The organism is Sporosarcina sp. P3 (genome assembly GCF_002743415.1).
GTDB lineage: Bacteria > Bacillota > Bacilli > Bacillales_A > Planococcaceae > Sporosarcina > Sporosarcina ureae_A.
Genome location: NZ_PDZE01000001.1, coordinates 51058 through 77219, shown reverse-complemented (window position 1 = coordinate 77219; position 26162 = coordinate 51058). Strand labels below are relative to the sequence as shown.

Sequence of the window (26162 nt, the reverse complement as noted above, 5' to 3'; positions counted from 1 at the left end):
TTTGTATCATGATTTCTTCTTAATTCTCCTTTGTCTTCTTTTAAAGTTCTCTTTTTGTTCTGCCATCTTTTTCTTGTAACCCGGCTTTACTTTATCTGGTTTACGAACATAGGAATCCGCTTTTTTATCAATTTCATCCACTTCACGTACACGTTTCTTACGTGCTTGACGCTCTTTTACTTCAATCCATTCACCATTTTTAACATCTTCGTGAATGAAAGGAATACCCAGCTTTTCAATTTGATTAATTGCGTCTTCATCAGACGGTTCGTATAATGTGATCGCATGACCTTGCAAGCCTGCACGTGCAGTACGTCCTACGCGGTGAACGAAGAATTCTAGATCCTCTGGTAATTCAAAATTAATGACGTGACTAACACCAGGAATATCAATCCCTCTCGCAGCCAAATCAGTCGCTACAATGTATTGATACTCTAGATCGCGCACTTGCTTCATAACACGTGTACGTTCACGAGGTGTTAAATCCCCATGAATTTTTCCAGGCTTATGGCCGTGTTCTGCTAAATAAGCAGCTAGACGATCAGCGTTTTGCTTAGTATTCATGAAGATAATCGCAAGATACGGCTGAAGGGCGTCCATCACGTGGAGTAGTTTCTTGTTTTTATCCATACTTCTGACAGGCACCAATGAATAACGCATATTCTCCGTCAATGGTTTCTTATCATCCATCCGCACATGAACCGGTGAGTTCATATACTTCGATAAAAACGGCTTAAGTTTCTCAGGAATCGTTGCAGAGAATACATACATGCTGATCTTCTCCGGCATTCTTGAAGCAAACTTATCAATATCTTCAATGAAGCCCATATCAAATGCAAGGTCTGCTTCGTCAATGACAAGCTGAGAAGCTGTGTGGATCGGTAAAGCGCCGGTTTCTGACATGTCTTGGATACGTCCTGGTGTACCGACGATGATGTGCGGTGTGCTCTTCAACCGTTCAGCAGAGCGTTTTTTATCTGTTCCACCAATCAGAATCGCACTTTTGATCTCTGTTCCCTCAATTAGCTTTTTCAATTCATCATGAAGCTGAACAGCTAATTCACGTGTCGGTGCTGTAATGACAGTTTGCAGTTCGTCTTGCTCTGGCTTGAGTTTTTCAACAAGTGGAATTAGGAAACTATGTGACTTCCCTGTTCCTGTATGGGCTTGTCCAATTGCACTAGTATTTTTCATAATCAATGGGATCATTTCTTTTTGAATAGGTGTTGGTTCTTCAAACCCTAATTTTTGAATGGCTTCCCTCAAAAATGGTTTGAATTGGTAATCAGTAAACTTCGACATATCGTTCCTCCTCTAGATAAATCTTATTGTACCATGATTCGGTGCCATCAGTGGTTATTTTCGCATAGGATATAGGGGAAACAACAAAAAAATTAGAAAGGAGTTCGTGATGAGATATCAATCATTTTATCCGTTTAGTAATCAGCCACCTCAGTCTAGGATGACACCTGATATTCCGCCTGTTCAATACAGGGCGCCCACGCCGTTTCCTCAAGGCATGCCGGGCAATACCAGGGGTTTTGAAGAAATGCGTGGCGGTGCTCCACAACAGCAGGCAAGTATGCAAGAAACTGGTCCTTCACGGGCTGATCAATACATGCAAACTGCTAATCGTTTTTTCAATACCGCTCAACAATTCGCACCTTTAGTTCAGCAGTTTGCACCACTTATCCAAAATATACCTGCCATGTGGAGATTATATAAAGGGGTGCAATCTATGCCGGACGCGCCGACTGCCTCTGCTTCTTCAAGACCAAGTAGTCCACAAACACCTAGATCCGCACCTTCTCAAGCCACTAATCAGCCATCTATTCCGCGGATTTTTCAACCGCCCTTCTGAACTCTTTGAATCGTTCACGAATCTCCGCTATAATGAAAGAGAAGTTAGTAGAGGAGTGGAGTGGATTAAATGAAAGTACTCAAGATATCACCAAGAGGTTATTGTTATGGTGTAGTTGATGCGATGGTCATTGCGAGGAATGCTGCGCTAGATCCTACCCTGCCGAGACCTATTTATATATTAGGCATGATCGTCCACAACAAACACGTCACAGACGCATTCGAAGAAGACGGAATCATTACATTGGACGGAGAAAACCGTCTGGAAATCTTACGTAAAGTGGAGAAAGGAACAGTGATCTACACAGCACACGGTGTTTCTCCTGAAGTTCGCCAATTAGCGAAGGACAAAGGATTGGTTGCAATCGACGCAACATGTCCTGACGTTTCTGTTACACATTATTTAATTGAAGAAAAAGTTGCAGAAGGCTATGACATTCTGTATATCGGTAAGAAGCATCACCCAGAACCTGAAGGCGCAATCGGTGTGGCACCGGATTCTGTTCATTTAATTGAACGCCTTGAAGACATTGATAAACTAGAGATTACTAATGAAAAATTATTGGTTACCAATCAAACCACGATGAGCCAATGGGATGTTGCACATCTCATGGAAGAGTTGGAGCGTAAATTCCCTCACATCGAAGTACACCAAGAAATTTGTCTAGCTACACAAGTACGCCAAGAAGCTGTAGCAGAACAAGCAGGCGAAGCAGAGTTGCTGATTGTTGTTGGAGATCCAAAAAGTAATAACTCTAACCGTTTAACGCAAGTATCTGTAGAAATTGCCAACACCCCTTCATACCGCGTTTCAGACGTCTCAGAAATCGATCCTGCATGGCTAAAGGGCATTGAGACAGTAGCGGTAACAGCAGGTGCTTCTACACCTACTATAATCGTTAGAGAAGTTATTTCGTTCCTGAACGAATTTGATCAAGAAGACCCTACAACACATCATCCGGAAAGAAAGTTCAAGCTCGAGAAAATCTTGCCGAAAGTCAAGAACCCAACTCCTGTAGTCCGGATTGAACCGTAAGTATAGAAAAACCGTCGAGTAAAAAGCTCGACGGTTTTCTTATGTCTACGATAAAAATTGAAAGGGTTCCGTAATGATTTTGGATTCAATAAATTCCACAGCTAATTTATTTTCTCCACAAAGTTCGGTCATTTTATTCGCAACGCCAGCAATCATAATTTTTTCGATATTATGGCCAGGGTCCACAATAGCAAGATCGAGTGCCTGCGCGTCTTGCGCGACATGGTAATACATATCCCCAGTCACAAGTACATCGGCTCCTTTTCTCTTGGCAGCCGTAATGTATTTATTTCCATCCCCACCAAGAACCGCCACTTTATGGATTTTTGTATCTGGATCCCCTACAAAACGTAAAGCGGGAACTTCGAATACGTCTTTCACATGGTGTGCAAATTCCTTCAGTGTCATCGCATTGGCAATTTTCCCGATACGTCCAATCCCTTGTTCATTCGTTTTCCGCTGCATCTTGACTATATCAAATGCAGGTTCTTCATAAGGGTGCGCGGCAAACATTGCTTTGATAATTTTAGCCTGCTGACTTTCCGCGAAGACGACTTCAATTCGCTCCTCGTCTACCCGTGTCGGTTCGCCAACTTCTCCGATTGTCGGATTTGCTCCAGCAACCGGTGTGAATCGACCAGTGCCTTGTGAGCTGAAACTACACGCCTGGTAATCACCCATCGCACCCGCTCCAGCCATCGCCAATTTCTGACGTAATGCATCCGCATCGTCTACCGGGCAGAAGACCGCTAGTTTCATCAAATACTCGGAGTTAGTAATATCAATCGGTTCCGTTTCCAGTATGCCAAGACGTTCCGCTAACATATCATTGACACCACCTGCCGCAATATCGAGATTGGTATGAGCAGCGTAGACCGCAATATTATGTTTAATACATTTCTCGATCATTTTCCCTTGTGGTGTATCCGTCATAATGGATTTAACTGGACGAAACAATGGAGGATGGTGTGCAATGACTAGGCTTGCCCCATTTTCAATTGCTTCATCAATCACTTGTTCGTTGACATCAAGCGTAACAAGAACTTTATCTACAGGACGATTCAGTTGGCCGATGTGCAGTCCAATCGGATCCCCTTCAAATGCAAGTCGCTTCGGTGACCACTTTTCGAATAGTTCAATGATCTGATGTCCATTACTTTTCTTCATGCGCTAACACCTTCCTGACTATATCCATATTTTCTTGTATATTTGCTTTTTTTCGCTTAATTTCTTCTGTTTGTTCTGCGTGTTCAAGCGCTTTTATGACTCGCTGCCATTCAAGCATATCTCGTTCCCATTTGGCTCGGAATACGTCAGATTGTTTATGGCGTAAAACGGGTCCGACAAGTAAATCCGTTTTTGAATAATTAGCCGTTCCTCTTTCTAATACTAGTACTTCATAAATTTTATTGTCTTCTAATAATATCTCTTCGTCTACAATGCAGAACCCATTCGCTACAGCCCATTCCCGAATCGCGATCGCATGCAGATTGGGTTGTACGATGATTCGCTGTACATGCGACAGACGATCCTTACCGGCTTCTAAGATCGATGTAATCAATGTACCTCCCATACCTTCAATGGTTACCGTCTCTACATTGTCGGCGTCTTCTATCGCCTGCAAACCGTTTGCTAGACGCACTTCAATATGGTCCGCAAAACCATTCAGAGCTACATTGCGTGTCGCTGCTTCAAATGGACCTGTCACGACTTCTCCTGCAATGGCTTTACGAATTTTTCCTTTGTTCATTAAATAACATGGTAGATAGGCATGATCACTACCGATATCCGCGAGTACAGTGTCTTTTGGAACAAAACTAGCCACCATCGACAGCCGTTCCGATAATTGATTGGTATTCATGGTTCCCCGCCTTTCATTCTTATCTATTGTATAATCGCTTCTCATTTCATGCAATTCAAAAGAGCCAGTAAACCGAGAGTTACTCTGGTTTACTGGCTCTTTAAATTAAGTAGACAATCAGTCTAATGATAAAATGTAATCAACCATTTCATCTATGTTCTCATCTGGAATTAGTCCAGCTGGCATTGCAGTTCCAGCCACACCGTTTTTAATTGCATCATGTGCTTCTTCTGAGTCAAGTGAGCTATTTAGTGCTGGCCCCATTCCGCCAGTTAAGTTATCTCCGTGACAACTAATACACTTCTGCTGCGCAACAGCTTCTGCGTCAAATTCGCCAGTGTTTGCACTTTCTTCTTCAGTTCCTTGCTCAGTGCCTTCTTCGTTAGCTCCAGCAATTTCTTTTTTCTGATCTAGGCCATAAAGTGACATGAAGAATACAAGTCCAATTCCAAGTGCGAAAATCAAAAGAAATGGTACAACAGGATTTTTATTCATTGGATTACCCTCCTTCATCAGAATCTATTCTGTAAAAGATACAGTATACAATTAACATTGTACTGTATCTATAAGAAAACTGAAAGTGTTATTGGATGACTTTTCGTCTTTTGTGACAGAATCGCCATAATTCGCAGGTCAATCACCTAGTTGCCTAGCGATGACCATCCGTTGTACTTCCAAAGTATCTTCTTTAATTTCAAGGAACTTGGCATCACGAAAATAACACTTGACTTCATTTCCGCGCATATAGCCACCGTGTATTTGTGTTGCTTCATCGGAAACTTTCTGACTCGGTCTTTAACTATGCTGCTTGGTACGCCATAGTCCGAGCAAGTTCGATCTTCATCACCATATTCGTCACAGCAGCCAATGCTAGGTGTTTAGCGTAGCTTGTATTGGTATATAGTCTTTTGATCCATTAATCGTATACTGACTGTTAGAAAGCACTGCAGACGTTTCTGTTCCGCCAGCGTGGATCGGGCGCTATCAAACCGAAAGCACCCATTGAATCGCCAGTACAGCTCAGTCCTAGTGAAATACAAGCAGAATATGTAATACTCTTCGGTGCGCATGCACGGCTCCATTTCTCTGTGACAATGGCAAAACTGATCCTGTCGGCTCCACCTCACCGTATTTCTCGGGAAATGGACGGACGGAATGTAGCCATACGTTCCGTTCGATTATATAGATAATAGTAAAAATGCGACGATTGTCAATAAACCAAGTGATCCTGAAATAGTGAAGTATAATAACTTTAATACTCTCCCAGTAAATAACCATAAACCGCAATTTAACACGAGAAGTCCGATCAGTAATGCCGTGTCCCCATCAAAAAATGCAGTCCAAATCTTCAATGACATCATCAATAAAAGAAATGCCATCGATATGTAGAGAAAAGGTGCAAAACCTTTCTTGATGAACATTTTTCCTGATACCAGGATTAGGAAAATCATAGCTAAAACAGAAGCCACAGTCAATGTAGCAACAGGATACTCTGTCAGTACGAACATAGCAACTGATGCTACGCTTGCAAGCAACAAACTGATGAGTAAAATCAACAATTGTTTAGTTCGTAACTTTCTGCGTTCAATTTGAAGTGTGGACGATTCTTGCTCTGCCACTTCATCCGGATCTTCTCCTTGCGCATATAAGGTAATCAGAAAATCGCAATAATGTTCAGGAAGAAGTTTATTGGCTTTCCAATACCGAATTTCAGAAATGATGATCTGTTTTTTATCGATAGCCATCCTTTCTCCTCCAATAGTATCAATCTTCTTTTTTTCGCTAAAGAATAAAAAGCATCGGCTATATCAAGCCGATGCGCCTATTATTCTAAGAAGTCTTTAAGTCGTTTGCTGCGTGATGGGTGTCGTAACTTTCTAAGTGCCTTTGCTTCGATTTGACGAATACGCTCACGCGTAACACCAAATACTTTACCCACTTCTTCGAGCGTACGCGTGCGTCCATCATCTAGACCAAAGCGTAAGCGTAATACATTTTCTTCGCGATCTGTCAACGTATCCAACACATCTTCCAACTGCTCCTTCAACAATTCATAAGCTGCATGGTCTGAAGGAGACTGCGCTTCCGAGTCTTCGATAAAATCGCCTAGATGTGAGTCATCTTCTTCACCAATTGGTGTTTCCAATGATACCGGCTCTTGAGCTATCTTCAAGATTTCACGAACTTTTTCTGGAGTCAATTCCATTTCTTCCCCAATTTCTTCAGGTGAAGGCTCTCGTCCTAAATCTTGAAGCAATTGACGTTGAACACGGATCAATTTATTGATCGTTTCTACCATGTGCACTGGAATACGGATCGTACGTGCCTGGTCCGCGATTGCGCGAGTGATCGCCTGACGGATCCACCAAGTTGCGTACGTACTGAATTTAAAGCCTTTGGTATGGTCAAATTTCTCAACAGCTTTAATAAGACCCATATTTCCTTCTTGGATCAAATCTAAGAATAGCATGCCGCGACCAACATAGCGTTTCGCGATACTGACAACTAAACGTAAGTTCGCTTCAGCTAATTTCTTTTTGGCATTCTCACCACGTATAATACTTGTTTCGATTTCAGGTGTCATTTTTCCTGTTTCTTCAAACTCTGCTTCAGAAGCCAAGCCATCAATAATACGGATTGCCAAATCTACTTCTTCTTTACCCGTCAATAAATCCACTCGCCCAATTTCTTTCAAATACATACGGACTGGATCGTTGATTCTGACGCCTGGCGGTACACTTAAGTCATTTAAATCAAATTGCTCTTCTTTTTCAGCCTTGGGATCAGCTTCTTCTTTTCTATCCATTTCAATTTCTTGCGCTTCTATCTGGTCAAGAAACTCTTCGAATTGCTCAGGTTCCATTTCAAAGGATGCCAGTTTTTCTGTTACATCCTCTAGTGTTAGTTCACCTGTTTTTTTACCTGCTTCAATAATAGCCGCTTTTGCTTCTTCAAGAGTCAATTCTACTTCACCCGTTTGTTCTTCTTTTGTCATAGTGACTATACCTCCTTACAGAACCTTTAACGATCTCACAAGCTGGATTACCTCCGAGGCCAACTCCATTGCTTTCAGTAGGTCGTTCCTTTTTTCTGCTTCTTTTGATTCGTATCGTTTTTGATCAATTAGACGTTTAATTTGATTTCTTTTTAAATGACGGATACAGTCATTTACTTCTTGTGTGGTATGCTCCTGTGAACGTTCAGTTAAGATGGCTTCCATGACTACTTTTTTCAGTTGCCGGTCTTCCAACGTTTCTGCAAACCGCTGATAGTTTGGCAAATCATATTGCTCATAAAACGCTGCTAACTTAAAAAATATTTTGATAACGTCATCTCTTACAAATAAGTCTTGAAGTTCCAGTCGTTTTTCTTCGAATAGATCTGCATCCATCAGCAGATGCGCAAGAAGTAATTGTTCCGCACGATCTGTTTCTGCACGATTCGCCGGAGCTCTAGTTACATGCACAGTTCTGCTTTCTTCAGGACTTGTATCTCGCGATTGTTTCGCCTTTTTTGCAATCGACTTGGTAAATTCTTGACCAAGTGATTCTTTTGAAGCCTGTGTTTCATTGTGGAGTTGCTGGATCAATAAGTCTTTCTCGATAGGAGAACAACGGTGAGCCAGTTCGTCAAATACTTCGTGTACGTATTGTTTGATGTCATGATCAACGGATAAGTTCTTATCTCTTCTATAGTAGGCCGCTACAAAAGAAATATAAGATAGCGCTTGATCAAGCACCTTTTCTGAAAATACATCTGAACCATGTTGACTGATATAGTCATCAGGGTCCATTTTATCCGGTAAAGTGGCAACGAGTACATCCATTCCGCTATCCATTAGTTGGTCAGCAAATCGTTTGGCTGCCCCCCAGCCAGCCGAATCACCATCACAGCAAATAACTATTTTTTTTGCCATTCGCTTTAATTTCACGATATGATGCGCGGATAATGCAGTACCCATAACAGCCACCGTATTTCCTATTCCGCCACGATCTGCTGCAATCGTGTCCATGAAACCTTCGAATAGTACTACTTTACCCGTTTTTCGAACATTCAGACGTGCACGGTGAAAATTAAACAAAACCTTACTCTTTTCAAAGACGGGAGTTTCCGGACTATTGATATATTTAGCGTCAGAAGAAGAATCCTCCATCCTTCTGCCGGAGAATGCGATGGTTGCACCATTATCATCCTGAATCGGAAACATGATCCTTCCTCTGAAACGGTCAAAATAACCTGAGCCATCTTCCTTATGGAAACAAAGCCCTGCCGTTTCCATTTCCTTCATATCAAAACCTTGTCTCTTTAGCAGTGCCGATAAGGCATCTGACTGAACAGGAGACCATCCTATTTCATACTGTTCGATCTCGTCACGCGTAAATCCTCTTTTTTCTAGATATTCTAATGCTTTTTCGCCTTCTATGGTGTTTAAGAGCAGATGGCTGTAAAAGTTAGCAGCTAGTGTATAGGCCTTCAGCATCTTATGATTTGATGAGGATGTTGACGCTTGGTTATCTGTTTGGGAACTTTCCAACTCCAATCCCATTCGGCTACCTAGTTTGACGATTGAATCGATGAATGAACGGTTTTCCATATCCATCATGAATGTGATGGCATTACCGCTTGCTCCACAACCAAAACAATGGAATAGTTGCTTGTCTTCGGAAACAGAGAAAGACGGACTACCTTCTTCATGGAATGGACAAAGTCCAAACCAGTTTTTACCTCTTTTCGCTAATTGGACATATTCACTGATTAAATCGACAATGTCCGTTCCTGAACGGATTTCCTCAATTGTTTCGTCAGATATTCTTGTCATTCTATCACCATTTCCACTCTATATACATAAATTCTAGACGTTTTCTAAAAACCCTTCTTTATCGACAATTTTCGCTATAAATATTTTCAGTATCTGTATTTATGTCACATTTATGACATATTAGCTGAGTGGAGACACACAGAAAAAAGAAGACCCAACTAGTTCGTTCAGTTGGCCTTCCTTGCTGAAAATGCTTTTAGAATCGTATTGGCTGTCTCTTCTACCGCGCGATTCGTCACATCGATCACGTTACAACCGACACGTGTAGTAATTTCATTGAAATAGTCGATTTCTTGTTGAATACGTGCTATTTTCGCATAGTTTGCATCATCTTTCAAGCCTAATGTCTCCAATCTAGACTTTCGGATCGAATTCAATTGCTCTGCGGAAATACATAGGCCGAAGCACTTGGCAGGATCAATGGAAAACAGTTCCGATGGCGGGTCTACTTCAGGCACAAGCGGCACATTGGCCACTTTAAAACCTTTATTCGCAAGGAATTGGGATAACGGCGTTTTGGAAGTTCGCGAAACACCGATTAACACAATGTCCGCTTCTAAAATTCCACGTGTGTCTCTTCCATCATCATAGCGAACCGCAAACTCAATCGCTTCGATTTTCTTGAAATAATCATCGTCCAACTTTCTGACAAGACCAGGCTCTTCAAACGGTACTTGTTTCAGCTGGTCTCCCATCTTTTCAATCAATGGACCAAGTAAGTCTACGGCAGGCACTTTCAATTCTTCGCAAAGTAGATGTAATTGCTCTCTCATTTGGCTTTTAACCAATGTAAACACAATCAATGCTTGTTGTTGTTTCGCCAAGAACACAATTTCTTCCAACTGCGAATTCTCTTCTATATACGAAAATCTTTTTATAGAAACGGTTTCTACATCATGACGAAACTGACTTGCGGCTGCTTTCGTCACAAGACCTGCAGTTTCCCCGACAGAATCCGAGACAATGAATAATGTGAATTTTGTCATGCAGTCACTCCTCATACATCTTGATCTTCCACTAATGAAAGAAAAGCGGCAGTAATATTTGTTTTTGTCACTCGTCCCATAACTTCCAACCCATTTTCACGCTCTTGAATTATAGGTAATGAATCAATTTGACTGTCCATCATTTTTTTAGCGACGGAAATGAGTGTATCTTCTTTTTTGCAATATGTGACATTCGGCATCCTTGTCATAATGACATGCACGGGGATCTTTTCTAATTCTGTTCTTCCAATGCTTGTTCTTAGTAAATCCTTACGTGACACAACGCCAGTCAATAACGACTGCTGGTCCACTACGAATAGTGTACCTACGTCCTCTAAAAACAACTGGCAAATCGCATCATATACAGATAGATTTTCAGTGATAACGACTGGCCTTGATTGATAATTAGCTACAATCATATCTACCATGCCATCCGCAACGGATTTGATAGGTTTCTTGCCAGAATAGAAATAACCTACACGCGGTCGTGCATCCAAAAATCCAGCCATCGTCAAGATTGCTAAATCCGGCCGGATCGTAGCGCGCGCCAAATGCAAACGCTCAGCAATTTGCTCTCCTGTAATCGGACCATTTCCTTTGACGATGTCGAGGATTTCATTCTGACGGGTATTTAATTCCAAACATGTCACCGCCTTCAGACTTCAAAGTTGTATTTACTGTCTAATTATATATCAACACGCTCGCTATTGCGAAGAAAGGAGAAGCATGCTACACTAATTTTGAATGAAGTAAACGAAGAACGGTCAATAAGTAGTGTATATTTTGAGCGAACAGGGATAGTGAAAGCCTGTACCTACACGAAAACGGCAGCCGGGAGTTGAAATGTTCATTGTGAAAGTGGGTTGAAAAACCAATCGGGGTGGAACCGCGGGTTATCATGCACTCGTCCCCGGACATGATTCTATGTCCGGAGACGTGTGCTTATTTTAATTGGAGGCGTTTAGAATGTTATCTATGGAACAAGTAGTCAATCTTTCAAAACAACGGGGATTCGTATTCCCAGGATCTGATATTTATGGTGGTTTGGCGAACACTTGGGATTATGGTCCACTAGGTGTCGAACTTAAAAACAATATCAAGCGTGCTTGGTGGCAGAAATTCATCCAGGAGTCCCCTTATAACGTAGGTCTTGATTCTGCTATTCTGATGAACCCGAAAGTATGGGAAGCATCTGGTCATATTGGAAACTTCAATGATCCGATGATCGACTGTAAAAAATGTAATACCCGCCACCGTGCAGATAAATTAATTGAAGAAGCATTGGATGCAAAAGGAATTGAAATGGTTGTGGATGGCCTGCCGTTTGATAAAATGTTCGATTTGATTCAAGAACATGAAATCAAATGTCCTACATGTGGCGCGTTGGATTATACAGAAATCCGTCAGTTCAACTTAATGTTTAAAACGAGCCAAGGAGTGACGGATTCATCTGCTAACGAAATTTTCCTTCGTCCAGAAACGGCACAAGGGATTTTCGTGAACTTCAAGAATGTTCAACGCTCCATGAGAAAGAAAGTACCTTTTGGTATCGCACAAGTCGGAAAAAGTTTCCGTAACGAAATCACACCGGGTAACTTCACATTCCGTACTCGTGAATTCGAACAAATGGAACTTGAATTTTTCTGTAAGCCAGGTGAAGATGAGCAGTGGTATAAGTACTGGATTGATCAGTCAGAAAACTTGTTATTGAACCTTGGGTTAAACAAAGATCACATCCGTCTTCGCGAACACAATGAAGATGAGCTATCCCACTATTCTAAAGGAACTGTAGATATTGAATACAAATTCCCATTTGGTTGGGGTGAGCTATGGGGAATCGCGAACCGTACGGACTTCGACTTGAAGCGTCATATGGAATATTCCGGCGAAGACTTCCACTATCAAGATCCAATCACGAATGAAAAATACGTACCATATTGTATTGAACCTTCAGTTGGTGCGGACCGCGTCACGTTGGCATTCTTATGTGATGCATTCGATACGGAGGAACTTGAAGATGGCGATACACGTACAGTTCTTCGTTTCCACCCGGCTTTAGCACCGATCAAAGCAGCTGTACTGCCGTTGTCTAAAAAACTTTCAGATGATGCACAGAAAGTATATGCGGAGCTTTCCAAGCATTTCCCAGTACAATATGATGATTCCCAATCTATCGGACGTCGTTACCGTCGTCAAGATGAAATCGGAACACCATTCTGTATTACATTTGACTTCGATTCACTGGAAGACCAACAAGTCACTGTTCGTCACCGTGATTCTATGGAGCAAGAACGTATGCCAATTGCAGACGTTACAGCATATATCCAAAAGCACCTACAATTTTAATTATAGAAAAGCCCAGGAGAAGTTGGCATCAGCCTTCCTCTTCTGGGCTTTCTTTAGTTTGTCCTTTTGGTTTTTGCAATTCAGGTGTACGTTCCAGTTGTTCAATGAACTTTCTGGATTTAAGAAATATCCCTGTTTGCTCCTGGTAAATCGTTGAAACAAGTTTCGCCATAAATGTCTTCGTTGGTTTCTTCAACGTCAGCTTACCAATCTGATCGAGCGGAACAGTGTAAAACATCCGGATCAATTTGATTTGTGTAGGTGACAGACGAATGATATATGGATCCACGTGAAAGCAACGATGGCAAAGAAAACCGATCTGTTGGAAGGAAAAAGCGAATTCGCCTTCTGTCGCGCCGCAACTCGCACACTCATGAAGTATAGGATGTATGCCTGCAACCGGCAGCATCTTCCACTGAACGAACAGTGAGATGGCTTCTGCATCATAACCTTCTTCCATAGCATTAAATGACTCTGCTAGCAAACGGAATATGCTTGCATTGGGCTGTTCGGATTCGGTTAGACGATCAAGCAACTCTACAATCAATCCAGCATATGCCGTTATCTCTAAATCAGAGCGAATGTGACGGACACTGCTAATCAACTCGCCTTGTTCAAGCGATCCCATGCCTCTGCTCGCACGAACGAGAAAATAACCGTGCGTAAACGTTTGTGTAATGGCGGCTAAGCGACTAGCAGGCTTTTTCGCACCTCTCGCCATCGTCGTGATCTTCCCTGCTTCCTTCGTATAGATCGTCACGATTTTATTGGATTCTCCGTAAGGGATACTTTTGATAATGAAACCTTCCAACTTATTCAGCAACGCGCTCTCTCCTTTAGCAGGACAGACAGCTTAGTAGTCTTCCTCGTTAAATCCGAACTCTTTCAAACGACTTGGACGGTTACGCCAGTCTTTTTGGACTTTTACCCATAGCTCCAAATATACTTTGTGTCCAAGCAACATCTCGATATCTTTTCTAGCTTTCACGCCGACTTCTTTTAGAAGCTTTCCACCTTTTCCGATGACAATCCCTTTTTGCGAATCACGTTCCACTATAATGGTCGCGCGGATATGCGTTTTATCGGTTACTGGATCTTGCTCGATACTTTCAATCGCTACTGCAATGGAGTGTGGGATTTCTTCGCGTGTTGTGTGCAATACTTTTTCACGGATCATTTCGGAAATAATGAAACGTTCCGGGTGATCGGTTACTTGTTCCGCATCATAAAATTGTGGTCCTTCTTCTAAGTAACTTTCCAGTGTTTCTACCAGTCGTTCAATATTATTGCCATTTAGCGCAGAGATCGGAACTACTTCTGCGAACTTCATTTCATTTGTGTAGGTTGTAATGATCTCGAGTAATTGATCAGGATGCACTAGGTCAATTTTATTGATGACCAAAAATACAGGCGTCTCGGATTTCACAAGCCATTCCATAATGAATCGGTCGCCTGTACCGATTTTTTCATCCGCATTGATCATGAACATGATGACATCGACTTCACTTAACGTACTGCGCGTCACTTTCAACATGAAGTCGCCAAGACGGTGTTTCGGTTTATGGACACCTGGTGTGTCTATAAAAATCATTTGAGATGTATCCGTTGTGACGATTCCCTGTACTTTGTTTCGTGTAGTTTGCGGCTTATCGCTCATGATTGCGATTTTTTGACCGACCATACGGTTGATGAATGTAGATTTCCCTACATTCGGTCGTCCAATGATGGAAATAAAGCCTGACTTAAAGTTGTTCTTCTGCATAATCTAAATCCTCCTTGGAAAAAGCACCGGGCAATAGTTGGTCTACTGTTGTTTCTTGTAGATGACCTTTCAAGTTCGTCAAGTACACCGGCATATCCGGCGCACAAAATTCCGCAATCACTTGGCGACACGACCCACATGGCGCGATGGGACCATCTGTATCGCCAATTACTGTGATCGACTTGAACGATGTGATGCCTTCAGATACAGCTTTGAAAATAGCCGTTCTTTCTGCACAATTGGATAATCCGTAAGCAGAGTTTTCAATATTACATCCACGATAAATGGTGCCATCTGTAGTCTCTAATGCAGCCCCTACTGGAAATTTTGAATAAGGAACATAGGCTGTCTTCATCGCTTGCTTCGCTTCATTCATTAATTGTTCTACTTGCATGTACTTACCACCTCTTCATTCGATTGTATTATCCAAACCACTTTGGAAAGAAAATTATGCCGCCGATGATCGCACTCGCTATAGCAAACACGAAAACGGATCCGGCTGCAATATCTTTTGCTTTTTTAGCTAGCGGATGAAATTCTGTTGTGACGAGATCTACAACGTATTCCACTGCTGTATTCATTAATTCGAGTGCCATCACACCTGCAATGACGATACAAATAATCATCCATTCTATTTGCGAAAGACCGGTGAACCAGCCTGCTATCAACACGATCATCGCTGATAAACCGTGGGATTTCATATTCCGACCATGCGTAAAGCCGTCTGTAATGCCTTCCCACGCATAAATGAATGATTTCAAGAATTTTTTCATAGACTCACTGCCGTTCCAAACCGAATGCAGTTAAAATTTCTGTCTGTCTGCCGAACATTTCACGTTCTTCTTCTTCATCAAGATGATCATATCCGAGTAAGTGTAAGAATCCATGCAATGCAAGAAATCCGAGTTCTCGCTCGAACGAGTGATTATATTCAATAGCCTGACGTTTAGCAGTATCAATAGAAATAATGATATCTCCTAGAACAACCGGCATATCGCTTTCATGAACAATCGCCACTTCACCCTCAGACAACTCCTCTAGCGCAAATGAAATGACGTCAGTTGGACGGTCTTTGCCTCTGTATTCAGCATTCACCGCTTGGATGGATTCATCATCCATAAATGTAATAGATAACTCATATAAACCTTCCATTTTCTCCATGATGGATGCGTGAGTCAGCAAATCCTTGATCAATGTCTCCGAACTTGGGTCCACGATTTCTGTTTCATCTTCGAAATAAAAATCTATCATAATGGCTCTGCTCCTTTACTTATCGGGATATTCAATACGATTATGGAAGATCCCGTTTAACGTTTCATTAATTGCTTGTTTGACTAGTTTAATTTCCTTTAACGACAAATCACATTCATCAAATTGATCGTCTTCTAATTTGCCACGCACAATTACATTGACAAGCGTAGCAATTTTTTCAGGTGTCGGTTCTTTCATGGAACGCACTGCCGCTTCCACACTATCCGCAATCATAATCACCGCATTTTCTTTCGTTTGGGGTTTCGGACCAGGATATCGGAAATCATCTTCATTTACATCCGGATTGGTTTCTTTCGCTTTCAAATAAAAGAATTTGACGCTACTCGTTCCGTGATGCTGTCTTGCGATCGCTATGAGTTCTTTTGGCATCCGATGTTTCTCCAAAATTTTTGCTCCATCTTCCGCGTGGGCTATAATCATATCACGACTTTTCTCGGGTGTCAGTGCATCATGCAGATTCCGACCATTATGTTGGTTCTCAATGAAGAATCCCGGATGAATCGTCTTCCCAATATCATGATAATAACTGCCGACACGCGCGAGTAATCCGTTAGCGCCAATTGCTTCACACGCTGCATCCGCTAAATTCGCAACCATAATGCTATGGTGGTATGTACCCGGTGTCTCCACTAAGATTTTCTTTAGTAACGGATGATTAGGATTCGAAAGCTCCACTAAACGCATATTAGAAAGTAAATGGAAACTTGACTCAAAAAACGGCAATACCCCTAACGTTAAAGCCCCGGACAACAAGCCAGACGAAATGGCCGCCACCGCATAAAAAATCAACTCTGACGTTGTATAACTAGTTTGTGTCATCAATAAATAAAATATGATGAACATCATGTTTGATCCCGCAACGCCAATACTCGTCTGTAGAATCGTTGAGCGTCTGCCATGTTCACTTAGTAAATAAACACTTACGATCCCACCAAATAAAATATACAGTGCTACTTCCATTTGCATGATGGCGACCAAACCTTCTTGCAACATGATGCCAGCTGTCGCGGAAGTAATAATCGTCGCCAGTACCGCTGATCGCTCATTAATCAATAACTTAATCAGCATCGGTACGAGAGCCGTCGGAAATATAAATGCAATAAGGACATCAAATTCATAATCAATGTAGCTGACAATTTTCATCAATACGACTGCCAACAGTAAAATAATATAGAATATACCGAGCGCTTTCTTTTTGAATGTCTCATCTCTTTTGGACTGGCCAAAGTGTAAGACAATCAAACTGGAAACGAACAATATAAACAGGATAATGCCAAGTGTCAGTTTACGTGAAGATTGATTAGTAAGAACTCCAGAAAGTTCCAGTTGGTGATATACATCACGGTCGATTAACTGTCCTTCACGCACGATGACTTGTCCTTGTAAAATCCGGATTGCTTCAACTGAAGCTCGCGCATCCCTTTTATTCTTAACAGTTAATTCTTCATCGATTATTTCCGTTTCCACTACTGCCATTCGTCCGAGCGCTAATGCCACCTCAACCAAATCTCTTGGTAAGGTATTCGTTTCTCGAATGTTGCGTTCCACCTCGTAGCGATGCATGGGCACCTGTTCCGCTTTAAATGGCTTCGATAATTCTCTTCCCACGACATGTGTCAACAACTCATGCAAATTATTCAAATCAGCTTGTTCAGCCGAAAGTAGTTGTTTCAGTTGGTCATCTGTAACAGGTAATAAAGTCTGTTCTTTTTCAAGACCTTCCAATTTTTTATGAAGTAACTTCATTTTAGTACTCGAAGTCATGTCAGGGTCTTCTTTCACTTCGACTTTCACGTCGCTTACTGCAGTAAAGATCGAACCAAGGATGGCTTGACGATTTTTCATAATATCTTCCGAGAAACGATAGGAATTCGGTACTGCCTGTTCCGCCCGTACACGTTCGAATTCGGTTTTCTCGATATCTTCTATTGTTTTCGGTGAACGTATGGTTTTTGGTGAAATCTCAAAAGCCGAAATTTCGTACGTTTCGTTCTGCGTACTGCTATACATCAGAAAAAACAACAGGATACTAGAAAGAGAGACGACAAGAAGCAAAAGAAATGTAAATTTCACTTTTCGGAGTTGTGAAAGAAGTTCCTTTAAAGCTGTCATGCAATTGCCTCCTTTCAGCAAATGTTCTGTACATGATGGATGAACTATGTATCTTCATCATTCAAAAAAAGCAGTCAATTAATTAGTTGACTGCTCTTTCTCATATGCATCAATGATCTTCGCTACAATTGGGTGTCGGACTACGTCACCTTGTTCCAAGTACATAAACTGGATATCTTGCACTTTTTTCAAAATATGTTCTGCGACATTGAGACCCGATTCCGCACCGCGTGGTAAATCAATTTGTGTTTTATCACCTGTGATGACCATCTTCGATCCAAAACCGAGACGAGTTAAAAACATTTTCATTTGTGCTTTCGTGGTATTTTGGGCTTCATCCAAAATAACGAATGCATCATCAAGCGTTCTACCACGCATATACGCTAAAGGCGCAATTTCAATGACACCGCGTTCCATAAGACGTTCTGTATGTTCGGCACCTAGCACGTCGTGTAGCGCGTCGTAGAGCGGGCGAAGGTATGGGTCTACTTTTTCTTTCAAGTCGCCTGGAAGGAATCCTAAGCTCTCTCCAGCTTCAACAGCAGGACGAGTCAACACGATTCGTTTTACTGAACCTGTTTTCATTGCCTGCACTGCCATCACGACAGCGAGATACGTTTTCCCTGTTCCGGCAGGTCCGATACAAAATACCAGATCCTTTGAACGAATCGCCTGGACGTATTCTCTTTGTCCGATTGTCTTTGCCCGAATAACTTTTCCTTTTGTGTTGCGTGCGATTTCTTCTTCGTATAAAGAAGAGAAATATTCAATCGTGCCGTTCTTTGCCATTTCAATCGCCGTTGCTACATCGCGTAAATTGATATTAATGCCTTTACGGATAACTTTTAGTAACTGCTCAAGCAATGTTTTCGCGACTACCGCTTGTTCTTCTTCTCCACTGATCGAGATGGTTTCGCCTCGTGTGTGGATTGAGATTTTCAATTCTTCTTCGATCAGATTCATGTTCTGATCGGAAATGCCAAGAAGCATAATCGCTTCATTCGGTTCTTCAATATGAAGTTGAAGTACATTTTCGCTCAATATTTTCAGTCTCCTTGAGTTATAGGTCGTTTTTCAGCAATGTTTTCATTAAGTAAAAATAGTATAGTCCCACTTACTTTATCATTAGTGAAGGATACATGTAAAATGTTTTCTTCCTTAATTATGCGCTCATTTGTTTTCTTTGACAATAATTCATACTTGATCAGTGGCAAGATGATGGTCTCTTCCATTCCTTTTTCCAAAAACACTTCCTGAATGTGAGTTTCTTTCGTCTTATCGATGATAATCGGATTTCTAAAGCTAATATTTTTTAATTGATTACCGTTCCATGGCTTTTGCCAACTGATATTTAGGTTTTCCTGCCCTTGAATGGAATAACTAATCGTCCGCGGTAATTCAAAATGACATTCTAACCAGTAGTCAGCAAACACTTCTCCGTCCGCCCCTACCACTGTTGTTTTTTCTCCTTGTTCTAAAATCCCTGTCGCCAGCATATCGCCTTTTTTTACCGTTTGATGAATGATGCTCGCTCTTTCTCCTCTTGTTAATGCAAAGCGTGTAATCACCCCTCCTGTTTTTGCTACTAGATGAGATGGCTTTTCTTTCACTTCTTCTTTCACTTCGGTCGACAATGGCGCTAGCATCGGTGAAATAATTAATGAAGTGCCTACGCTAGAAAACCGGATCCAGGATAGAGAAGGTTCATCTTGCATCAGTAGCCGACGAATTTCATCCTCCTCTGGTAATTTGGATAATAAAGAGGGTGCTGTAATTTGTGCTTTTTCCATCTTTGTCTCCATTCGTTGCGCAATTTCGGGCACATCACTTTCCACAGTGATATTCCACAGAAACAACGAGGCTACTAGCGGAATGAAACAGACGATTAAAAATAATAAAGAAGCGAATAATCGATGCTGAACAGTATCCAACCCTTTACGCCTGATTTGTACTTTTACATGGTATTTCCTCCTGTAACGACGGATGATCTGAATTCCCTTTGTGTCCGTTTCAAAAAATATAGCGCTTCCGGAAACGTACAAGCTACTGATCTTAACATGCTCTCTCTGTAATCTACTTAGAAAAACAGAACCGTTACGAACATTTTTCACCTGAACTTCAAATCGTTTAGGACTCATAGCTGTTTCCTTCATCAGGCGTATAGCGTACCGTCACTTCCTGTAGTTCATCAATCGATATGTGGGCGTGTTGTTCAGTCAGCATTAGAACCGTTACATCTTCTCCTTTGACAGTCATGACATAGTCATTCGTTTGAAAGGATACGGATTGTTCGCTTAATGCAAGCAAACGATAGTTACCAGTAATCCGCAATGAGTTGAATTCATCTAGAATAATGGATGGATGAAGTGCGAATAATTTTTTCATAAAAAAACCCCCTGTCTCATCCTATGAAAAGACAGGGGGCGGCATGATTATCGTTTTGATTTTGGTGGACCTAAAATTTCTGCATACACAATCCCTTGCATGACCTGCTGAGACGTTCTTGGAATCAAGTCTTCCTGCAAAATTTGTTCGTCTTCAAATGTACCGGACTGTTGATCTCCACGGAGTCTACCTCTGCCCGTTTGACGCTCTGGACGGGCCGTAGAAGCAGGTTTAACCGGTTTCTTGGGCTCTGCATAGAAGATTTCCGACTGAGGCGCCTGTGTCTTGACAGGTTGCTCAGGTTCTAACGTTTCTTGTTGGACATCTTGGAATTCCTTTTGAATATCTTCAAATAGGTTTCGAGATAACTCTTTCAACGAACGCGGCTTCTCTACAGGAGCAGCATTTGTACGCTGTGGTTCTCTTTGACTCATTTGTCGCTGAGTGGGTTGAGCTGGCCATTGCTGACTTGGCGGTCGCTTCGGTTGTTGATCTGGTTTCTCTTGGTCTTTCTTTTTACCGAATAAAGATCCTAAAGCCAACATAATGACCAAAATTATCAGTTGTTCCATTATGCATCCCCTTCCCGGGAATTCATCTTGTTATTATTGATCTTTCTTTGGTTGTTGATCCGAGCCTGTTTTGCTAATCGAATCCCGCATGCTTGTATCTGCTTGGATATTTTTATAATTCATATAATCCATAATCCCGATATTGCCTGAGCGCAATGCTTCAGCCATAGCTAAAGGTACTTCAGCTTCTGCACCCACAACTTTCGAACGCATCTCTTGAGTTTTCGCCTTCATCTCTTGTTCGTTCGCGACAGCCATTGCGCGACGTTCTTCTGCTTTTGCTTGGGCAATATTTTTATCTGCCATCGCTTGTTCAGTCTGAAGTTCTGCACCGATGTTTTTACCGATATCTACGTCGGCAATATCAATGGAGAGGATTTCAAACGCTGTACCTGAATCCAACCCTTTTTTCAGTACCGTTTGGGAAATCAGATCTGGATTTTCTAGTACTTTCGCGTGACTGATAGAAGAACCGATTGTAGATACAATCCCTTCACCAACACGAGCAACAACTGTATCTTCACCCGCACCACCGACAAGACGGTCGATGTTGGCACGAACTGTGATACGCGCTTTTGCTTTTACTTCGATACCGTTCATCGCAACACCTGCGATAAATGGCGTTTCAATTACTTTCGGATTAACGGACATTTGAACTGCTTCTAGTACGTCACGTCCTGCTAAATCGATCGCTTGTGCTCTTTCGAACGTCAATTCAATGTTTGCACGTTGCGCAGCGATTAACGCATTCACTACGCGGTCTACGTTACCACCAGCAAGGTAATGACTTTCCAATTGGTTAATCGATACTGTCAGACCCGCTTTATGTGCTTTGATCAACGGGTTCACGACTCGATTCGGAATAACTCGACGTAAACGCATACCGATTAATGTGAAGATACTTACTCGTACGCCTGCCGCAATTGCGGAAATCCACAGCGTCACTGGAACGAATGTAAAGAATATCGCCAGTACGATGATGATGATAAAGACTGCTGCTACCAGTCCAATTGTTCCTAGTCCCATCATAAGCCTTGTTCCTCCTCTTTCTTCTTCTCTCTAACAACGATTCTAAAGCCTTCTACCTCTACAATCACTACTTCTTTACCACTTTCGATGTAACGACCTTCTGATACAACATCGATCCGTTCACCATCTACTTCAGCGACACCGGATGGATAAAGTGGTGTAATGGTTGTTGCAACTTTCTGCAATAACTCCTTACGATTTTTATTGGAGACGTAACCGCTTTCCGTATCCATAGTATCCATTAAAATGATTTTATTCAATAGATGGAGTTTTTTACCGAAGAATTTCATAATAACCACCGCTCCTATCAATGCTACGGCTATCGCAATTAGTACCGAGATTGCCATGAATGCTAAATTTGTGCCTGCCAGTAAAATACTTCCTATGATAGCCAAGATCCCGAAAATCCCTGCTATTCCTCCCGCAACAAAGAATTCAGCAATGATGAGCGCGACACCGAGCAAGAACAATATCAATGTCTCATAACCTGCGAGACCTGCTACTGTATGTCCGTAGAAGAATAAGAATAAAGCGGTTAGCCCCATGCTTCCCGGCACACCAAAGCCTGGTGAATATAATTCTACAATCAATCCGAGACTCGCAACGGAAAGTAAAATCGGTACAACGACCGGATTGGTGATGAATCGAGCCATTTTCTCTGTAAACGTTTCCGCTGTAGAAATGACTTGTGCATCTTCCAAGTCTAGCTTCTTCAGTAATTCATCAAATGAAGCCACTGTTCCTTCACTGTACTCCACCTGTTCGGCTTCGTCAGCAGTGAGTGTCAAAAGTTCTCCTTTTTGTGCACGCAAGTCCGGCAGATCAATTTCAGGATTTGCCATCGCCAATGCATATTGTGGATCACGACCTGAGTGTTTTGCGGCATTTTTCATTTGCGCCAACCAATAACTATTGGCTTTTGTTTCTGCTGCATTTCCAGATCCGTCAATGACTTGTGCAGCCCCGATCGAACCATTTGGTGTCATGTAAATTTCATCTGCATAAAGCGCAAGAAAAGCACCAGCAGATAGTGCTCGATCATTAATGAATGCGACAATCTTGACATCGTCAGTTGTTTTCATCAGCTTTGCGATTTGATCGGCAGCATCTACAAAGCCTCCAGGAGTGTCTATATCCAACACAATCGTCTCTGCGCCTTCAGCTTTGGCTTCTTTAAATGAACGCTGCAAGAAGGCATGCAGCCCCTTTTCTACTTCTTGGTGAAGGGGTACTTGATATACTTTTGTTTCAGCTGCGTCTGAGTGTATAAAAGGCAATGCGATTGTACCGATGAATAAAATGAGCAGAAAAACTGACCTAATCATTTTAGTCATTATTTTCTCACCTCTCTCTACTGCCTATTATACTTACTATTTACGTTTGAAGAAGCATTTGGTTTCATTTAATCGCAATTAAATCAAAGTTTTTCTTTTCTTGTGTCATCGCTTGATGGTATATGGTTTATTTATGAATAAAAATGAGCTAAATAGTTGAAGTTGAATTCGGATTTGTAGAGGAGTAACGGGTGATTCACGAGAGTAAATTCGTATCCATACAGGCAGTTAAGGATAACTTGGGTACGTATCAATTTACATTCCACACAATAAAATAAACCGAAAATCCAGTGAAGGATCTTCGGTCTATAAGAAATTACATTAGTAGGTAATGTCAAAATTCAATGTAGGCAGAAATTAGAACTTGCGCTTACGTGCAGCTTCTGATTTCTTTTTACGTTTTACGCTTGGCTTATCATAGAATTCACGCTTTCTACTCTCTTGTATTGTACCACTCTTGGATACAGTACGTTTGAAGCGGCGAAGAGCGTCTTCAAGTGATTCATTTTTGCGAACGACTGTCTTAGTCATATCTCTTGTCCCTCCCTCCAAACACACACTTCGAAACATAGCATTTTGCTATGTACTATAGAATTATAACGTATATTTTCTGTTTGGTCAATAAAAACTATTAGAATATCATGATAAATTTTATGATTTACTGTTTTGAAGTGATCAATAATCGGCTGACGATGAGAGACCTTGCATGATCGCCACACCTGAACTCGCACCGATGCGCGTTGCACCTGACTCGATCATACGATCTGCGTCTTCTGCACTGCGAACACCGCCACTTGCTTTAACTCCAATTGCGGGCCCTACAACTGCACGCATTAGCTTCACGTCTTCTGGAGTCGCGCCGCCAGTAGAAAAGCCAGTCGATGTTTTGACGAAGTCCGCTCCTGCGAGTACCGCCAATTCACAGGCTGTACGTTTTTGGATATCATCCAGCAAGGACGTTTCGATGATCACTTTTACTAAAGCCTGATCTTGTGCCGCTTGTACGACGGCTACGATATCATTTTGGACTTGTTCAAGCATTCCACTTTGTAATGCACCTATATTGATGACCATATCTACTTCTGTTGCACCGTTAGCAATTGCGTCTTTAGCCTCAAAAGCTTTAACTTCGGAAGTGCTCGCACCTAAAGGGAAGCCGATCACAGTGCATACTTTTACATCTGTGCCTTGTAAGGCTTCTGCAGCTGTTTTCACCCAAGTCGGATTAATACAAACAGAAGCGAAGGAATATTTTTTGGCTTCTTCACATAATTCCAGCACTTGCTGTTTTGTTGCTTCTGCCTTTAACAACGTATGATCGATATAAGCGGCATAATTTGTAGTCAATGAAAGCGCTCCTTTTTTACATACTGTTTTTTTCAGTATATCAAAGCTTGCATTTTGTTGCACGAAAAAGACCACCCATCACAGGTGGTCCCTATTACATCGTGATTTTTTCCTCTGTAAGTACACGAACAGGTTGACCCTCATTGTAAGGATAGCCCGCTTTTGTGATTTTTACTTTTACAATTTGTCCGATCATCGTTTCATCTGCAGGCAAAACTACTTTCAAGTAGTTATCTGTATAGCCTACATAGAGATTTTGCTCAGTGTCGTGCTTAAAGCTTTCTTCTGGAATAACCTCGAGTACTTCACCTTCAAAACGCGCAGCATAATTTTTTGCTAATTGATCGTTCAATGTTAATAAACGATGCACGCGTTCATTTTTGACTTCTTCATCCACCTGATCTTCCATGCGAGCGGCAGGTGTGCCCGTTCTCTTTGAATAAGGGAACACATGAAGTTCCGAAAACTTATGGTCACGAATGAAGTGATAAGTTTCCATGAACTCTTCTTCCGTTTCACCTGGGAATCCTACAATGACATCGGATGTAATCGCAAGATCCGGCAACGCTTCATTCAGACGCTTGAGACGATCAGAGAAGAATTCCATTGTGTATTTACGACGCATCCGCTTTAGTACAGTATCTGAACCCGATTGAATCGGAATATGCAAATGACGTACGACTATATTGGATTCGCGCAATACATCGATCACTTCATCTGTTAATTGGCTCGCTTCGATTGAACTAATACGAAGTCGTTTTAACCCTTTTACTTGTTGTTCCAAATCACGCAATAGACGAGCTAGGTTATAACCTTTTAGGTCTTCACCGTACCCACCTGTATGAATGCCTGTCAAAACGATTTCAAGATAACCCGCGTCGACGAGTTGTTGTGCTTGATGAATAACTTCTTCAGGATCACGTGAGCGCATCAATCCTCTAGCCCACGGAATGATACAAAACGTACAGAAGTTATTACACCCTTCTTGTATTTTTAACGAAGCACGCGTGCGGTCTGTAAATGAAGGTACATCAAGTTCTTCATATACACGGTTTTTCATAATATTGCGCACCGCATTGATCGGCTGGCGCTCTTCACGGAATTGTTCGATCAGCCCAAGTAATTTTGAACGATCTTGTGTACCGACCACAATATCCACGCCAGGAATTGCCATGATTTCTGCCGGGGATGTTTGTGCATAACAACCCGTTACGCAGATTACTGCATCTGGATTTTTACGAATGGCACGACGGATTACTTGTCGGCTCTTTTTATCACCTGTATTTGTTACGGTACATGTATTTATAACATAGACATCAGAATTCTTGTCAAACTCTACTCTTTCATAGTCTGCTTCTTGAAACAGTTGCCAAATCGCTTCTGTCTCATAATGATTCACTTTGCAGCCTAGTGTATGAAAAGCAACTGAAGACATAGGTTG

General features: G+C 41.7%; 27 protein-coding genes and 2 pseudogenes. 3 read left to right on the top strand and 26 right to left on the bottom strand.

Annotation, left to right across the window (positions count from 1 at the left end; translation table 11 throughout):
- Positions 1–6 precede the first annotated feature (6 nt).
- Complete coding sequence (locus CSV61_RS00415; protein WP_083030606.1) at positions 7–1302, bottom strand: DEAD/DEAH box helicase; 1296 nt, start codon at positions 1300–1302, stop codon at positions 7–9.
- A gap of 109 nt (positions 1303–1411) precedes the next feature.
- Between CSV61_RS00415 and vrrA the strand changes: the two genes are divergently transcribed.
- Both vrrA and CSV61_RS00405 read left to right on the top strand, forming a co-directional pair.
- The gene (vrrA, locus tag CSV61_RS00410) at positions 1412–1861 is read left to right on the top strand and encodes a VrrA/YqfQ family protein (RefSeq protein ID WP_099637664.1); all 450 of its coding nucleotides are present in this window, start codon (positions 1412–1414) and stop codon (positions 1859–1861) included.
- 69 nt (positions 1862–1930) lie between these two features.
- On the top strand, positions 1931–2896 hold the full coding sequence (locus CSV61_RS00405; RefSeq protein ID WP_099637663.1) for a 4-hydroxy-3-methylbut-2-enyl diphosphate reductase: 966 nt from the start codon (positions 1931–1933) through the stop codon (positions 2894–2896).
- 45 nt (positions 2897–2941) lie between these two features.
- Here the strand turns inward: CSV61_RS00405 and CSV61_RS00400 are convergent, their stop codons facing one another.
- The 10 genes and pseudogenes from CSV61_RS00400 to ccpN form a co-directional block, all read right to left on the bottom strand.
- Positions 2942–4063 carry a Nif3-like dinuclear metal center hexameric protein gene (locus tag CSV61_RS00400; RefSeq protein ID WP_099637662.1) on the bottom strand — a complete coding sequence of 374 codons (1122 nt, stop codon included), beginning with the start codon at positions 4061–4063 and terminating at the stop codon, positions 2942–2944.
- A complete protein-coding gene (locus tag CSV61_RS00395) occupies positions 4050–4757 on the bottom strand; it encodes a tRNA (adenine(22)-N(1))-methyltransferase (RefSeq protein WP_099637661.1) in 708 nt (235 codons plus the stop codon). The genes CSV61_RS00400 and CSV61_RS00395 overlap by 14 nt, the downstream gene beginning before the upstream one ends.
- A 117-nt stretch (positions 4758–4874) precedes the next feature.
- Positions 4875–5252: a cytochrome c550 gene (cccA, locus tag CSV61_RS00390; RefSeq protein ID WP_167693344.1), complete on the bottom strand. Its 378-nt coding sequence runs from the start codon at positions 5250–5252 to the stop codon at positions 4875–4877.
- A 138-nt stretch (positions 5253–5390) separates the two neighbouring features.
- Positions 5391–5531 (bottom strand): annotated as a pseudogene (locus tag CSV61_RS17400) (acyl-CoA dehydrogenase family protein); the annotation flags it as partial.
- A 76-nt stretch (positions 5532–5607) separates the two neighbouring features.
- Positions 5608–5903 (bottom strand): annotated as a pseudogene (locus tag CSV61_RS17395) (acyl-CoA dehydrogenase); the annotation flags it as partial.
- A gap of 32 nt (positions 5904–5935) precedes the next feature.
- A complete protein-coding gene (locus tag CSV61_RS00380) occupies positions 5936–6502 on the bottom strand; it encodes a hypothetical protein (RefSeq protein ID WP_099637660.1) in 567 nt (188 codons plus the stop codon).
- Between the two features lie 80 nt (positions 6503–6582).
- Positions 6583–7752 (bottom strand): RNA polymerase sigma factor RpoD, encoded by a 1170-nt coding sequence (gene rpoD, locus CSV61_RS00375; RefSeq protein ID WP_083030590.1) that lies wholly within the window; start codon positions 7750–7752, stop codon positions 6583–6585.
- A gap of 15 nt (positions 7753–7767) precedes the next feature.
- Entirely contained in the window at positions 7768–9576 is a 1809-nt protein-coding gene (dnaG, locus tag CSV61_RS00370) for a DNA primase (RefSeq protein WP_099637659.1), read from the bottom strand.
- A 167-nt stretch (positions 9577–9743) separates the two neighbouring features.
- On the bottom strand, positions 9744–10562 hold the full coding sequence (locus CSV61_RS00365) for a pyruvate, water dikinase regulatory protein (RefSeq protein ID WP_099637658.1): 819 nt from the start codon (positions 10560–10562) through the stop codon (positions 9744–9746).
- An 11-nt stretch (positions 10563–10573) separates the two neighbouring features.
- Positions 10574–11212: a transcriptional regulator CcpN gene (ccpN, locus tag CSV61_RS00360; RefSeq protein WP_083035790.1), complete on the bottom strand. Its 639-nt coding sequence runs from the start codon at positions 11210–11212 to the stop codon at positions 10574–10576.
- Positions 11213–11528: 316 nt separating this feature from the next.
- On the opposite strand from ccpN, the gene CSV61_RS00355 reads away from it, so the two are divergent.
- Positions 11529–12908 (top strand): glycine--tRNA ligase, encoded by a 1380-nt coding sequence (locus CSV61_RS00355; protein ID WP_083035789.1) that lies wholly within the window; start codon positions 11529–11531, stop codon positions 12906–12908.
- 28 nt (positions 12909–12936) lie between these two features.
- On the opposite strand, the gene recO is transcribed toward CSV61_RS00355, so the two are convergent.
- From recO to mtaB, 15 genes are all read right to left on the bottom strand, one after another.
- Positions 12937–13731: a DNA repair protein RecO gene (gene recO / locus CSV61_RS00350; RefSeq protein WP_099637657.1), complete on the bottom strand. Its 795-nt coding sequence runs from the start codon at positions 13729–13731 to the stop codon at positions 12937–12939.
- Between the two features lie 30 nt (positions 13732–13761).
- Positions 13762–14670: a GTPase Era gene (gene era / locus CSV61_RS00345; protein WP_083035785.1), complete on the bottom strand. Its 909-nt coding sequence runs from the start codon at positions 14668–14670 to the stop codon at positions 13762–13764.
- Positions 14651–15064 carry a cytidine deaminase gene (locus CSV61_RS00340; protein WP_099637656.1) on the bottom strand — a complete coding sequence of 138 codons (414 nt, stop codon included), beginning with the start codon at positions 15062–15064 and terminating at the stop codon, positions 14651–14653. Before CSV61_RS00340 ends, era begins: the two co-directional genes overlap by 20 nt.
- 28 nt (positions 15065–15092) lie before the next feature.
- Complete coding sequence (locus tag CSV61_RS00335; protein ID WP_099637655.1) at positions 15093–15443, bottom strand: diacylglycerol kinase family protein; 351 nt, start codon at positions 15441–15443, stop codon at positions 15093–15095.
- A 4-nt stretch (positions 15444–15447) separates the two neighbouring features.
- A complete protein-coding gene (ybeY, locus tag CSV61_RS00330) occupies positions 15448–15921 on the bottom strand; it encodes an rRNA maturation RNase YbeY (protein WP_099637654.1) in 474 nt (157 codons plus the stop codon).
- A 15-nt stretch (positions 15922–15936) separates the two neighbouring features.
- On the bottom strand, positions 15937–18054 hold the full coding sequence (locus CSV61_RS00325) for an HD family phosphohydrolase (protein WP_099637653.1): 2118 nt from the start codon (positions 18052–18054) through the stop codon (positions 15937–15939).
- Positions 18055–18132: 78 nt separating this feature from the next.
- Positions 18133–19044, bottom strand: coding sequence for a PhoH family protein (locus tag CSV61_RS00320; RefSeq protein WP_083036185.1), 912 nt, complete (start codon positions 19042–19044; stop codon positions 18133–18135).
- A gap of 56 nt (positions 19045–19100) precedes the next feature.
- On the bottom strand, positions 19101–20192 hold the full coding sequence (locus CSV61_RS00315) for a sporulation protein YqfD (RefSeq protein ID WP_158233737.1): 1092 nt from the start codon (positions 20190–20192) through the stop codon (positions 19101–19103).
- Complete coding sequence (locus CSV61_RS00310) at positions 20182–20439, bottom strand: YabP/YqfC family sporulation protein (protein WP_099637651.1); 258 nt, start codon at positions 20437–20439, stop codon at positions 20182–20184. The genes CSV61_RS00315 and CSV61_RS00310 overlap by 11 nt, the downstream gene beginning before the upstream one ends.
- Before the next feature lie 47 nt (positions 20440–20486).
- Positions 20487–21011, bottom strand: coding sequence for a hypothetical protein (locus tag CSV61_RS00305; RefSeq protein ID WP_099637650.1), 525 nt, complete (start codon positions 21009–21011; stop codon positions 20487–20489).
- A 33-nt stretch (positions 21012–21044) separates the two neighbouring features.
- Positions 21045–22037 carry a flotillin-like protein FloA gene (gene floA, locus CSV61_RS00300; RefSeq protein ID WP_083036183.1) on the bottom strand — a complete coding sequence of 331 codons (993 nt, stop codon included), beginning with the start codon at positions 22035–22037 and terminating at the stop codon, positions 21045–21047.
- Positions 22037–23374: an NfeD family protein gene (locus tag CSV61_RS00295; RefSeq protein WP_099637649.1), complete on the bottom strand. Its 1338-nt coding sequence runs from the start codon at positions 23372–23374 to the stop codon at positions 22037–22039. The genes floA and CSV61_RS00295 overlap by 1 nt, the downstream gene beginning before the upstream one ends.
- 357 nt (positions 23375–23731) lie before the next feature.
- Complete coding sequence (gene rpsU, locus CSV61_RS00290) at positions 23732–23905, bottom strand: 30S ribosomal protein S21 (RefSeq protein ID WP_029054680.1); 174 nt, start codon at positions 23903–23905, stop codon at positions 23732–23734.
- Positions 23906–24049: 144 nt separating this feature from the next.
- Positions 24050–24721, bottom strand: a complete 672-nt coding sequence (deoC, locus tag CSV61_RS00285) for a deoxyribose-phosphate aldolase (RefSeq protein ID WP_099637922.1) — start codon at positions 24719–24721, stop codon at positions 24050–24052.
- Positions 24722–24815: 94 nt separating this feature from the next.
- Positions 24816–26156: a tRNA (N(6)-L-threonylcarbamoyladenosine(37)-C(2))-methylthiotransferase MtaB gene (gene mtaB, locus CSV61_RS00280; protein WP_083035768.1), complete on the bottom strand. Its 1341-nt coding sequence runs from the start codon at positions 26154–26156 to the stop codon at positions 24816–24818.
- Positions 26157–26162: the final 6 nt, after the last annotated feature.

Excerpts from the sequence above, each read along its gene's own strand:
- cccA (WP_167693344.1), bottom strand. The coding sequence starts at position 5,252 with ATGAATAAAAATCCTGTTGTACCATTTCTTTTGATTTTCGCACTTGGA.
- era (WP_083035785.1), bottom strand. The coding sequence starts at position 14,670 with ATGCAGAAGAACAACTTTAAGTCAGGCTTTATTTCCATCATTGGACGA.
- CSV61_RS00335 (WP_099637655.1), bottom strand. The coding sequence starts at position 15,443 with ATGAAAAAATTCTTGAAATCATTCATTTATGCGTGGGAAGGCATTACA.
- CSV61_RS00305 (WP_099637650.1), bottom strand. The coding sequence starts at position 21,011 with ATGGAACAACTGATAATTTTGGTCATTATGTTGGCTTTAGGATCTTTA.
- CSV61_RS00295 (WP_099637649.1), bottom strand. The coding sequence starts at position 23,374 with ATGACTAAAATGATTAGGTCAGTTTTTCTGCTCATTTTATTCATCGGT.
- CSV61_RS00405 (WP_099637663.1), top strand. The coding sequence starts at position 1,931 with ATGAAAGTACTCAAGATATCACCAAGAGGTTATTGTTATGGTGTAGTT.
- CSV61_RS00395 (WP_099637661.1), bottom strand. The coding sequence starts at position 4,757 with ATGAATACCAATCAATTATCGGAACGGCTGTCGATGGTGGCTAGTTTT.
- rpoD (WP_083030590.1), bottom strand. The coding sequence starts at position 7,752 with ATGACAAAAGAAGAACAAACGGGTGAAGTAGAATTGACTCTTGAAGAA.
- vrrA (WP_099637664.1), top strand. The coding sequence starts at position 1,412 with ATGAGATATCAATCATTTTATCCGTTTAGTAATCAGCCACCTCAGTCT.
- mtaB (WP_083035768.1), bottom strand. The coding sequence starts at position 26,156 with ATGTCTTCAGTTGCTTTTCATACACTAGGCTGCAAAGTGAATCATTAT.
- ybeY (WP_099637654.1), bottom strand. The coding sequence starts at position 15,921 with ATGATAGATTTTTATTTCGAAGATGAAACAGAAATCGTGGACCCAAGT.
- floA (WP_083036183.1), bottom strand. The coding sequence starts at position 22,037 with ATGGGACTAGGAACAATTGGACTGGTAGCAGCAGTCTTTATCATCATC.
- dnaG (WP_099637659.1), bottom strand. The coding sequence starts at position 9,576 with ATGACAAGAATATCTGACGAAACAATTGAGGAAATCCGTTCAGGAACG.
- CSV61_RS00355 (WP_083035789.1), top strand. The coding sequence starts at position 11,529 with ATGTTATCTATGGAACAAGTAGTCAATCTTTCAAAACAACGGGGATTC.
- CSV61_RS00315 (WP_158233737.1), bottom strand. The coding sequence starts at position 20,192 with ATGAGTCCTAAACGATTTGAAGTTCAGGTGAAAAATGTTCGTAACGGT.
- CSV61_RS00325 (WP_099637653.1), bottom strand. The coding sequence starts at position 18,054 with ATGACAGCTTTAAAGGAACTTCTTTCACAACTCCGAAAAGTGAAATTT.
- CSV61_RS00415 (WP_083030606.1), bottom strand. The coding sequence starts at position 1,302 with ATGTCGAAGTTTACTGATTACCAATTCAAACCATTTTTGAGGGAAGCC.
- rpsU (WP_029054680.1), bottom strand. The coding sequence starts at position 23,905 with ATGACTAAGACAGTCGTTCGCAAAAATGAATCACTTGAAGACGCTCTT.
- CSV61_RS00380 (WP_099637660.1), bottom strand. The coding sequence starts at position 6,502 with ATGGCTATCGATAAAAAACAGATCATCATTTCTGAAATTCGGTATTGG.
- CSV61_RS00320 (WP_083036185.1), bottom strand. The coding sequence starts at position 19,044 with ATGCTTCTTGGCATTTCCGATCAGAACATGAATCTGATCGAAGAAGAA.
- CSV61_RS00310 (WP_099637651.1), bottom strand. The coding sequence starts at position 20,439 with ATGAAAAAATTATTCGCACTTCATCCATCCATTATTCTAGATGAATTC.
- CSV61_RS00400 (WP_099637662.1), bottom strand. The coding sequence starts at position 4,063 with ATGAAGAAAAGTAATGGACATCAGATCATTGAACTATTCGAAAAGTGG.
- CSV61_RS00365 (WP_099637658.1), bottom strand. The coding sequence starts at position 10,562 with ATGACAAAATTCACATTATTCATTGTCTCGGATTCTGTCGGGGAAACT.
- CSV61_RS00340 (WP_099637656.1), bottom strand. The coding sequence starts at position 15,064 with ATGCAAGTAGAACAATTAATGAATGAAGCGAAGCAAGCGATGAAGACA.